The sequence below is a fragment of the Synechococcus sp. UW106 genome (assembly GCF_900474015.1).
Taxonomy (GTDB): Bacteria; Cyanobacteriota; Cyanobacteriia; order PCC-6307; family Cyanobiaceae; genus Parasynechococcus.
In genome coordinates, this window is the sequence record NZ_UCNV01000008.1 from 109,727 (window position 1) to 119,321 (window position 9,595).

Annotated in this window: 13 protein-coding genes; 8 read left to right on the plus strand and 5 right to left on the minus strand. The window is 52.2% G+C overall.

Features of this window, described 5'->3' with window-relative positions:
- The first annotated feature begins 116 nt into the window (after positions 1-116).
- Positions 117-671: a hypothetical protein gene (locus DXY30_RS05290; protein WP_115093674.1), complete on the plus strand. Its 555-nt coding sequence runs from the start codon at positions 117-119 to the stop codon at positions 669-671.
- Here the strand turns inward: DXY30_RS05290 and DXY30_RS13995 are convergent.
- Together DXY30_RS13995 and DXY30_RS05295 are read right to left on the minus strand one after the other, a co-directional pair.
- Complete coding sequence (locus DXY30_RS13995; RefSeq protein ID WP_170951150.1) at positions 655-813, minus strand: hypothetical protein; 159 nt, start codon at positions 811-813, stop codon at positions 655-657. The two genes, DXY30_RS05290 and DXY30_RS13995, sit on opposite strands and share 17 nt — an antisense overlap.
- 31 nt (positions 814-844) lie before the next feature.
- On the minus strand, positions 845-1,201 hold the full coding sequence (locus DXY30_RS05295; protein WP_115093675.1) for a hypothetical protein: 357 nt from the start codon (positions 1,199-1,201) through the stop codon (positions 845-847).
- 98 nt (positions 1,202-1,299) lie between these two features.
- Between DXY30_RS05295 and DXY30_RS05300 the strand changes: the two genes are divergently transcribed.
- The 3 genes from DXY30_RS05300 to DXY30_RS05310 are packed head-to-tail and all read left to right on the plus strand — an operon-like array spanning position 1,300 to position 4,363.
- On the plus strand, positions 1,300-2,076 hold the full coding sequence (locus DXY30_RS05300) for a hypothetical protein (protein WP_115093676.1): 777 nt from the start codon (positions 1,300-1,302) through the stop codon (positions 2,074-2,076).
- Positions 2,073-2,438, plus strand: a complete 366-nt coding sequence (locus tag DXY30_RS05305) for a hypothetical protein (RefSeq protein WP_115093677.1) — start codon at positions 2,073-2,075, stop codon at positions 2,436-2,438. Before DXY30_RS05300 ends, DXY30_RS05305 begins: the two co-directional genes overlap by 4 nt.
- A gap of 38 nt (positions 2,439-2,476) precedes the next feature.
- Positions 2,477-4,363 (plus strand): hypothetical protein, encoded by a 1,887-nt coding sequence (locus DXY30_RS05310; RefSeq protein WP_115093678.1) that lies wholly within the window; start codon positions 2,477-2,479, stop codon positions 4,361-4,363.
- Positions 4,364-4,522: 159 nt separating this feature from the next.
- Here the strand turns inward: DXY30_RS05310 and DXY30_RS05315 are convergent, their stop codons facing one another.
- Both DXY30_RS05315 and DXY30_RS05320 read right to left on the minus strand, forming a co-directional pair.
- The gene (locus DXY30_RS05315) at positions 4,523-4,810 is read right to left on the minus strand and encodes a hypothetical protein (RefSeq protein WP_115093679.1); all 288 of its coding nucleotides are present in this window, start codon (positions 4,808-4,810) and stop codon (positions 4,523-4,525) included.
- A 34-nt stretch (positions 4,811-4,844) separates the two neighbouring features.
- Entirely contained in the window at positions 4,845-5,357 is a 513-nt protein-coding gene (locus DXY30_RS05320) for a PH domain-containing protein (RefSeq protein WP_115093680.1), read from the minus strand.
- A gap of 54 nt (positions 5,358-5,411) precedes the next feature.
- Between DXY30_RS05320 and DXY30_RS05325 the strand changes: the two genes are divergently transcribed.
- From DXY30_RS05325 to DXY30_RS13570, 3 genes are all read left to right on the plus strand, one after another.
- Complete coding sequence (locus DXY30_RS05325; RefSeq protein WP_115093681.1) at positions 5,412-5,777, plus strand: hypothetical protein; 366 nt, start codon at positions 5,412-5,414, stop codon at positions 5,775-5,777.
- A 180-nt stretch (positions 5,778-5,957) separates the two neighbouring features.
- Positions 5,958-7,142 (plus strand): calcium-binding protein, encoded by a 1,185-nt coding sequence (locus DXY30_RS05330; RefSeq protein ID WP_137006799.1) that lies wholly within the window; start codon positions 5,958-5,960, stop codon positions 7,140-7,142.
- Between the two features lie 386 nt (positions 7,143-7,528).
- On the plus strand, positions 7,529-7,990 hold the full coding sequence (locus DXY30_RS13570; RefSeq protein ID WP_137006800.1) for a hypothetical protein: 462 nt from the start codon (positions 7,529-7,531) through the stop codon (positions 7,988-7,990).
- Positions 7,991-8,189: 199 nt separating this feature from the next.
- Here DXY30_RS13570 and DXY30_RS05335 read toward each other — a convergent pair whose 3' ends face one another.
- Positions 8,190-8,393 (minus strand): CopG family transcriptional regulator, encoded by a 204-nt coding sequence (locus DXY30_RS05335; protein ID WP_170951152.1) that lies wholly within the window; start codon positions 8,391-8,393, stop codon positions 8,190-8,192.
- 579 nt (positions 8,394-8,972) lie between these two features.
- Between DXY30_RS05335 and DXY30_RS05340 the strand changes: the two genes are divergently transcribed.
- On the plus strand, positions 8,973-9,230 hold the full coding sequence (locus tag DXY30_RS05340) for a DUF2693 domain-containing protein (RefSeq protein WP_115093684.1): 258 nt from the start codon (positions 8,973-8,975) through the stop codon (positions 9,228-9,230).
- Positions 9,231-9,595 lie beyond the last annotated feature (365 nt).

A 9,595-nucleotide genomic window follows, 5' to 3' on the forward strand; every position in this document is an offset into this window, starting at 1 on the left:
ATCCACGCATCACAGGGCCTTGATCTGAATCACGGCTGGAGACGGCCACAGCACCTCGAACGCACGCCGGTAACGCCGGAAACACCCAACCAATCAACCAACCAATTTCGAGAGCTATGAAGACGTTCAACAACCCCAACCACCCAGCCATTCAGGAGCTGATCAGGAGTCACCAAGAAATTGGTGAGCCAATCATTGACACAAGCGATCCGTGGGATGAACCCTTTGAGCAGCGGATTATTCGCGAATGGGAAGCCGAACACGGCCGCCTCGACGTTTCCGCGAACACCTACCCCGCATTGCCCCAGCGCCCTGAGGCAATTGACCGGAGCCTGAAGACGCAGGAAGAAAAAGACTTCTGGTCAACACGCACCTCTGAGAAGTCAAAGCAACATCAGCGCGAAGTCGATAGCCGCAGGATTGAAGGCATCACCCGGAACCTGATCCATCAGAACAGAAACGAACAGGGTCACTTCCAGATCATTGATCGAAAGGTCAACGGTCTCGATGGCGGTCAGATCGACATCAAAGCTGAGCTGCTTGAACAGAGGAAAAGGATTGATGGATTCATCGCCATTTACGAGATGGACCGCGAGGAGACGGACCGATGGAGAGCTGATTCAATGGAAGTGATGCTCCGCCTAGTCGACCTGCTCAGCGAAAGACGTTGAACTCCTGAAAGAGGGCCTTCGTGTCCTTCTCGCGTCCAGCCCGGTCCAGAACATCCACTCGGTCGAGGAGTTGCTGGAGGAAGTGGTCTGAGAAGTAGAGCCCCTCTTTGGTCTGGGTAATTGATTCCTGCGTGTAGTGCATTTTTCTAATTCCATCGGTAAAAGGTTGCCGCTTAAATTGATTCGATCTCGACCCGCTGGCCAGTGACCCAGACGATCACCCTGGCTCTGCGCATTTCATGGTCCTGGGTATAGAACCGCAGTCGGGCCTTGCCGCAGGGAAAGCCATGGTTGCCGAAGCTCACGTAGCCAGACTTTCCGTCAGTACTGCGCTTCACTAATTCGGTCTTGCCGAGGCCATTTGAGAGGACGATCTCGTCCTGTGAATCAATAGAGCCACCCTCGAATTCGTAGCTTATGCCGAGGATCTTTTCTGACTTAAAAATACTGGTAGCGAGTGGATCGCGGTCTACACAACTCAGGTCACAAATGATAGGTCTAGCCACGATAAATGCGGCAGAGAGCAACACAGCTCGGTTCTATCTATAGTTCCAAAGCGGTATTTCAGTGAGCTAGCTTTTTTTAGAATAGGAAGACTAGGGCGCAAATAAATTCGGAGCCACGCGTGATGCCCTCCAGCGAAAATCTGTTCCTCGATGCCTTCGGTGGCGAATCAAGTAAGCAAGCCCGAGAGGTGAGCAAAGGAGCCAAATATCTTACGAATGATGAGCGGGCAGAACTGTTCCAAGATGGCTTCGGCCACGAGAGGACAGAGGCTCCCCGTCCACACCTTGGCCAGAACTGGCGCATCAACGTCCAGAAGACCAGGGGCCTGTCATTTGGTGAGCTGTATCAGCTCCAAGACCTGCAGGACGTCGCCTACCGCAACCTTCCTGACTGGGTGATTGATGGTGGCTATGCCGAGCCCACCGCTGCCGAGAAGCGTTACCAGAAGGCGCAGTTTGAGGAGACTGGCCTGACGCAATCCGAGCGCAACAGCGTCTTTAACCAGTTCGCTGCTGATGTCGGTGCCCTGGCAGTTATGTCCGAGAAAGAGATCCTGCGCGACTCCCCTGCCCTGGACTACGAGCTGGCATCAACGATCAAGCGCTACGGCCAGGAGCAAGTAATTGAAGCGCTCAAGGAGGAGTCCCCCAAGGCTGCTGAATACTTCGCCGCCAAGCTCCAGGTCCAAGCTGCTGAGGCCAAAGCGGCTGCCATTGCAGAGGCTGAGCAAGCCAAGGGTCAGTCAGTGGCCGAGGAGATTCGCGCTGCACAAGAGGCCATCAACGCAATGCAAGCGGAAACCAGCAATGGGTTGAAAGAAGTATCCGCAGAAGTGCTCCAGGCCGAACTCACCCGTCGGGCAAATCAGCAAACGCGTGAGGGAGCTGACCAGGAATGAGTATCCGCAAGACCTACGCCACCAACAAACAACTCGGCCTCAACGTGAACGGGATCCAGGTTCCCTATCAACACAAAGGCGCTATCCCGCCCTCGGCCCCTAAGTCACCCCATCACATCGCAAACGACGGCGGCTGGATGCGGCCACTCGTTAGGCAAACCGGCTGGCGGGTTCAGTGTGCTCAGGTCGGATCTTGCGGGGGCTACGAGATCACCATTGGCACCGGCATCCACAAAACGATCCTTCCAGGAATGGGGGACAAGGTGGACTTCACGGTGGACGAGCCAGGTGTGATCAGGGTCGAGCACATCGGGATGCTCTGCCGCGACTGGTCCGCCCTGGTCATTAGCCGGGTGTACTGATGGCAAGTACACCAAAGGGGCAATTCAGAATCCCCAAAATGTTCAGCCTGGATCGTGAGAATCCGGCCAGGAAGATGCGTGGGGAAAATGACCTCGGTTACAAGCTGTTTACCCTGTGGCTGACGGGCACCACCGGCAGGGAACTGGCTGAGCTTGCGGACGTTTCGCCGTCCCAGATCTCGAAGCTCAAAGAGGCGTGCTGCTGGGAGGTGAGGAAGGTACTGATTGAGGGCCAGGCCAAGCTCGCTGAGGTTGTCACCCTCGAAGACGAGATCAAGCAAGAGCAGAAGTACGACACGCGTACACCCGCTGTCAGGGGCTCAAATCTGTCGAGACCTCCGGCACCGATCAAGCGTGGGCTGAGGAATTTCGCTTTGCAGTACGGGCCCATGGTCGCCCCCAACTTTGAGATCGACTCCCTGATGGGGCTCTTCCTCGATGAGTTGGAACGCTGGGTGGAGGGGGAACACAACTTCCTGCAGATCTCCCCGCATCCGCGTTCGGGCAAGTCACTGGCTGCAGGGCTGGCCATGGCATACAGCTACCTTCGCTATCCCACCCGCGACCAGATCCTGATCAGTGCATCGGGACGTCTGTCGTCGATGGCCAACCAACGGCTGAAGACGTTGATCGAGGCAGCATTGCCCGAGGACTTCGAGCTGTCGAAAGCAGAGAACTCCAAGCTGGCCTTTAGGGGTGACTGGCAGGGTGCGGGCTTGGTCTATGCCGCCAGTAGAGGAGGCCAGTTGATGGGTCTCTCGGGGTGTCGCATCCTCTGCGATGACCTGGTTTCGTCCACGGCAGAAGTGGAGTCGACGGAGATCATGAGCCAGGCGGTCCGGACCATGACGACTGACCTCTTCACCCGTCTGACCAACGACAACTACGGGAAGGGTGCTGGCCTCTGCTTTATCGCCCAAAGGATCTCGAACACCGACTTGGTGGCCGAGATGGTGGCCCGTGAACGTCGCAATGAGGAACAGGGGCTGCAGGTAACCCCGTGGCGCGTAGTGGTGTCTCCTTTCTTGGTGCCGACGCTTGAGGAGAAGGCCCGCATCGTTGATTCCTACCCTGCCTCTTGGCAGCTCGTTTGGCCCCGGTTCGGTCAGGTGGGTGAGCCCGTTTGCAGCAGGTTCACCAAGGCGTTCGGTGACACGTTGCGTTCAAACATGTCCGAGCGGGACTGGGCCGCGATGTACGAACTCAACACCGAGGTGGACTCGGAGTATTGCGCGTGGAGACGGCACTACCTGCAGGAGATCGAGGAGGCCGACATCAACATCAGCCAGACCGTGATCGCTGTAGACCTAAACATGGCGGGCGGGGACAAGCGGTCAGATAAATCCGCACTGGCCGTTGGTGGGGTGCAGGACGGGAACGTGATCGTGCTGGGGCTGCATTACCTCCAGGGAGGACTGGAAGAACAGTTGGCGCAGATTGCTGACTACGCCCACCGCTACAACGCTTTCGTGGTCTATGTCGAAAAAGCCGCCGCTGGTCATTCGGTGCTCAACTCACTGTCTGGCCGTATCGGGGAACGCACCTACCAGGTCAAGCCGATCTCACACCGTGGTTTGAATAAAGGAGCCAGGCTCAATGAGGTGCTTGGACCTGCAGCCAATCAGAAGTTCTTTATCCGCAAGGGTCTGGAGCTATACGAGGACCTACAGCAACAACTGCGGCTGATTGCCATCACCAAAGGCAAAACGCACCGTACAGATGACGCTGGTGACTGCGTGCTGCATCTCCTCTACGCCTGTTGGAACTTCTACGTGAAGAGCGGCTATGGCCAGAGCAATGTCACCTGGGGGCACTCGGGCGGCACCCCTGGAACCACTCAATGCGTATGGGGGCGAGGTGATGCAAGTGTTGTTCGGCGCGGTCTGGACGGAGTGGAGCGGGTCCAGATTCCAGGGTTTAGCTGAGTACAAAAAAAGACCCCCAGAGCTTGCCCACCTCCAGAGGTCCGCGCCCCTCGTTTGACGCCTCTAAAGACTGCTCTCGCCTTCCAGATTTCGATAGGTGGAGAGCCGTACGGATTGGTTCGGCTTTGCGATCAGCCCTTCTCAGCTAGGGCCGCAGAGTCATTTGAGTACCAGCAACACCAGTAAGAGCACCACCACAAAAAGCCAAGCGAGTGGGAAGAACAGCGCGATAAAGAAGCTCAGTGGCAGCAGGAGAAAGACGAGCGTCTTGGCAGCGGATATACCTAGCGACGATCCCTTTTGATTGCTTCGCTCAATCAGCCATCTGCCACGTTCAGCAGCTTGATCATCGTTTTGTTGGCCAAGCTTTTGCCGCAGTCGTTCAATCTCAGCCCGAGCTTCTGCCAGCTCTTGCTTCTGATTTTTATCCTCGCCGTACTGAGCCATGACTTAGCTAGATCCAACTCAATAGATGCATCATTCAGCGTTGCTTCGCCTCATACGCCTTGTCGGAGAGTAGTTTCTTGATTGCGAGCGGATTGTCCACGAACTCCAAAGTAATTTTGTTGGAGCCGATGTCGTTGACAACAATAGTGCCAGTATTGAATATACGGCTGAATAACCCTTGAGTCATATTGGCCTCACCAATTCGATTAAATCCTATCTCTTCGGTCTTTAGCCCAATTAATCCATGAGCGTATATCAATCGCTTGTCCGTGATGTACCACCTTATCCGATTAAGGTAATTCCAGTGTGCAATCGCGATCGGCGCCAATACGATACCAATAAACGCAAAGGAAAGGACAACGCAAAGAAAGGGATACCACCACTTCAAATATTTAATGAACTGTGGAGCCACTCGGCCACGATAAATAACAGTCTCACCAGGTATAAGAAGCTGTTCAATCGCCTGAGAAGTATTTAATAGCGCTTGATCTTTGGGAGCAGCGGGCTTTGCTTTTGCAGGCTCATAGGGCTTGCCGTATTCAGCCATCGGATAGACGTCTCACAACGGAAACCTAGTCAGTACCTAAGCCTTCAACAACTCATGGCTAGCTCCAGACGCTCCTACGGCCTCTTTCCCAACACTGCATCGACTGACGATGACGCGGGTCTGCTGACTACCAGCTTCCAGCCCATCGTGGGACTGCAATCAGCCAAAACTGCTCAGCTCAACATCGTTGCCACCCTGTCGTCCGAAACCGATGAGGTGATCATTCAGGTCCAGAAGAACGGCCAGACCAAGAACCTCACCTACGGCTGGTCTGACTTCCAAGTTCCTGATTCACCTGCCTTCCTTGCTGGTCCTTACAGGCTCGCTGCTTACGTTCGCGGCTATGGCATCACTGCCGCAAGGGTGGGCCTGTCTTCGACCGCTACCGACATTCGCGCTGACTTCTCCGCCGTCTGCTGAGACGAGCTGATTGGCATCCTTTATTGACGTGTTTACTTCCCCTGGCTCTGGCGCGAGCTGGGGGCATTTCACTGCCTACCCAGTTGAGGGATAGAGACCCCTGAAATCGGGCTGAAAGATCGTCCTTTTAGGGGAGGTGATTCCCAGCTGGAACGGAGATGGTGAAGAGGTCCTGGAGGGATGACCTCCGCAACACACAAAAAGATGGCAACAACCGTACGTGATTCAAGTACATATGAAATGACATATTTCGTGTCAGATGGTTCCACAGGTGATGTGAACTATCTCTATGAGGGAGGCGAAGACTATTTCTTTGGGTCAAATGACTATGATGTACTGATCATCAATGCGGAAAGCAGTGATTATGAAATCAATTCAATATTTGGGACAAATTTCACAAGCGTAAATCCTACCAGCCTTTTTGATCGAGGATCTATCGTGGCATCGTCTCTTGATGCAATCGAATTTAGAGACAAGACTATTGAGCTTGACTCAATTAATTATCGGTCAATAGTGACTTACCGTGATGAACTCGGTAGTTCAAAATTTGACGATAACGTAGGGCTTGGCGCCTACCAAGACGAGTCAAAGGATACGTGGCATAATTATTTTTACAGAGGCGGCGATGACGTTATTCAAGGGACCACTTCCCGCATGGAGGGAATTGTTATCAATGCGAACTCGTCGGAATATGAGATATTCGAGACATCTGCAGGAATTACCTACATTGAGCCCACAGGCTTATATAATTACGGGAGTTTAGAGTTGACCAACATTGATGCGATCTATTTTAATGATACATACTTTACTCTAGAACCACTTGAAAGAGATTTTCCATTACCAACAAACCTTCGCGGCACAAATGGAAATGAAGATCTACTCGGCGGTAGAGGTGATGACGAGCTTGTTGGTCTCAGAGGTCGTGATTACCTAAACGGATTTGAAGGAAACGATGAGCTTCGTGCAGGAAATGGGAGGGATACCATAATTGGTGGAGAAGGTGCCGATGACATGTATGGAGGATTTGGCCACAACACCTTTAAAGATGCATTAGATGGTGAAGTCGACAAGCTTTTCTTCAAGAGCGATCAATTTGCCTACAACTACGTTTACGACAAGGCTGGCAACAATGCCGATGGTCAGAAAGTAGACATCATTGAAGAGCTTGATAGCTTTGATCAAATCATGATTCAAGGTGTAGAAACGGATCAACTGAGCTTTGGTTATGTCTCAAACCTTGCGACGCCATCAGGACAGCAGTCGGGCATTGGAATCTACGCAGATGGATTTATCGAAGGTCTCTATACAGGCGACAATCTAGGCGTAGATCAGCTCAGCCAAATGACCATGGGGGTTCCAGCCTGATAAAGATCCCTAGCTGATTTCCCCGACATTGCTGAGGGGGATTCTGACCATCTATCGGGAAGCCTGATGCCTATTGGCTGAAAGCAATACAAAACCCGCAAGGGAAAAGCAGGGGGCGTTGTGATTGTCGCTATCTATCTCCCGACAGAACATTCACCCCGTCAGCAATGGCGGGGTTTTTTATTGCCTAAATGGACTTTCTACCACGGTCATAGCCTCGAGAGTAGAGACTTAATGCTGAATATTGCAACAGACAATTGGTAGCACACTAAATCAATAGGAGGGTTTCTGTTAGCCAAGAGAGAGTATCGACCAGGCGGCGAATCATATATGCCTTGACAGTGGTCCGTGCATGATGCTAACAAAGACAAGCTAATTGCGCAAACATGCAATCTAATCTTCCAAGATATGCTGCCTTATTAGTAGCAGCAACCTCGTTAATTTTGCCAGTCAATGCAAATACTAGCTTGTACGATTCTCAGGGCGCAGCAAAGCGCGCTTGCGAACGATGGGCCGCTGAGGGAGAAACTATTTTCGTTTCATCAGCTACCCATATAGACAACCCCACGAGTTACGAGAGTGACTCTGAATTTCCCAAAGGGCATAAACATGCTGGCAAAGTCGTGTATTTATATATGATGCCAATCTTGCTAAGAAGCTGTAATTTTGATTATGAAACAACTGCATATGTTGGCTATCAGCACCAGGGCTTGTATCCCGCTCCAGAATGGTGGCCAAAAAGGGTAGACGGAAGCGATTGGGAATACAATGGAAAAGTTCTGCGTGTTTTCCGTGGATGGAATCATGACAGTGACGATGCCATCAAAGTAAATAGCTATCCCTTCTGATCGCCAATCATTGAGTTAACGAAAAGTCGATAATAATTAAGTTAAATCAATCACGTATATACCACCATTAATCAAAAGTTTGGACTGATCTAAATTAGGAGTAGTGTTCAAATATTCAGTCCAGATATTAGTACTGGAGTCAGCCCTGCATCTAGAGCAACACCAGCTCTTCATCACCCCGTCAGCAATGGCGGGGTTTTTATTTGGCAGCTTGTAGAGCCTTTACTGCTGCTTCGAGGGCATCCAGGCGAGATAGGACATCAGAGCCGCTTGTAGCCGCTTCAGAGGGCCTCTGGGAAGGGTTCTGTAGATACCGCTCCACTGACCAGCGGATGATTTGAGCGCGTGGAACTCCCGCTTCCTCCGCCAGCTTGTCGACCGCTTGGAGCAGGTCTTCTGGCAAACGTAATGAGAACGGGACTGAATTCTTTGCCATGTGGCGATGGTACTGGAAACAATTTGGTGCGCATTTTTTTGGGCACTCTCTGAGCCGTGCGTGTGGCTGAGTGCGGGTGTGGGGGGTGCTGCTGGCTTCTCCGCTGAGTGCGCTGAGTTACTGCCCGATTTCTGGTTTTTGGGAGGTCTTCTCAGTTTTCGGTGTTTCGCAATAGTGGCCGCTAAGTGAGAACGAATGGGGCGGCAAACACTCAGAAAAATCTCATCGAAATTCCGTAGCCGTGTGTAGCTGTATGCCATGCAAGCGGCTACAATATGTGCATGGGAGAGAGTAGGACGGACCCTCCATCACGAATGCGTCGACTGCGAATCCTGCACCGACTCTTTCCCCAGACCTCACCCCATCACCACCAATGCCAACCACCAGTCACAACCACCTCCGCGCTATGTGGAATCTCTACACAGATCTGCTAATCAGGGGCAACACCTGCGATGCCAAACGTTTGCGTGAAGCTATCAGTATTGCCGAGCGTAATGAGATCGACGTTGACAACAAGTACTGAAGATTGTTGCCACTCGCAATGCCATGAAGACCGACCAGATCCGCGCCATTCTTGACGCCAACCACGGCCGACAAGTCAGCGTTAAGTTCACCAAGAAATCGGGCGAGATTCGCACACTCAAATTCAGGCCAGATGACTACCTGCCAACGAAAGGAATAGGACGCAAATCACCCGAAGATATGTTCACTGTAGTGGATGCAGAAATCCGACAGTGGAGATCATTCAAGGTGGAGCAAGTGATCAGCATTGTTGTTAATAGCTGCACTCATGAGTTCCACTAATAAATTGCGCATAATCGCAGGGGCTTCAGTGTTATTCACTGGGGCTCTTTCCCAGTATTATTTAGTGGCCAAGAAATTTTCAGAAAGTATCATCAAATCCTGAGGGCAGCCGCAGACCCCACCCGCCCTATTCACTATCACGGGGCCCCTGCACCAAAACTTTTGCGGGCCGCAGTTCTTCACGCTCTGCCGTGCATCATGTCCGCCTGCCTGGGGGTAGACTTTTTAGTGTCAATATGCTACCCATGAGGGAGCAAAAGCCAGTGCTGAACAGGGTTTCTGGTACACCAACTGGTACCGACTGGGTCAGAGCTAAGTGATAGCCAGGCTGGTACATGCGTAGTTGGCACCGTGCAGCAAATTGG

Bases quoted from the DNA above. Each gene is read 5' to 3' on its own strand.
- DXY30_RS05330 (WP_137006799.1), top strand. From the start codon at position 5,958: ATGACCTCCGCAACACACAAAAAGATGGCAACAACCGTACGTGATTCA.
- DXY30_RS05320 (WP_115093680.1), bottom strand. From the start codon at position 5,357: ATGGCTGAATACGGCAAGCCCTATGAGCCTGCAAAAGCAAAGCCCGCT.
- DXY30_RS05300 (WP_115093676.1), top strand. From the start codon at position 1,300: ATGCCCTCCAGCGAAAATCTGTTCCTCGATGCCTTCGGTGGCGAATCA.
- DXY30_RS05340 (WP_115093684.1), top strand. From the start codon at position 8,973: ATGAAGACCGACCAGATCCGCGCCATTCTTGACGCCAACCACGGCCGA.
- DXY30_RS05310 (WP_115093678.1), top strand. From the start codon at position 2,477: ATGTTCAGCCTGGATCGTGAGAATCCGGCCAGGAAGATGCGTGGGGAA.
- DXY30_RS05290 (WP_115093674.1), top strand. From the start codon at position 117: ATGAAGACGTTCAACAACCCCAACCACCCAGCCATTCAGGAGCTGATC.
- DXY30_RS05325 (WP_115093681.1), top strand. From the start codon at position 5,412: ATGGCTAGCTCCAGACGCTCCTACGGCCTCTTTCCCAACACTGCATCG.
- DXY30_RS13570 (WP_137006800.1), top strand. From the start codon at position 7,529: ATGCAATCTAATCTTCCAAGATATGCTGCCTTATTAGTAGCAGCAACC.
- DXY30_RS05305 (WP_115093677.1), top strand. From the start codon at position 2,073: ATGAGTATCCGCAAGACCTACGCCACCAACAAACAACTCGGCCTCAAC.
- DXY30_RS13995 (WP_170951150.1), bottom strand. From the start codon at position 813: ATGCACTACACGCAGGAATCAATTACCCAGACCAAAGAGGGGCTCTAC.
- DXY30_RS05315 (WP_115093679.1), bottom strand. From the start codon at position 4,810: ATGGCTCAGTACGGCGAGGATAAAAATCAGAAGCAAGAGCTGGCAGAA.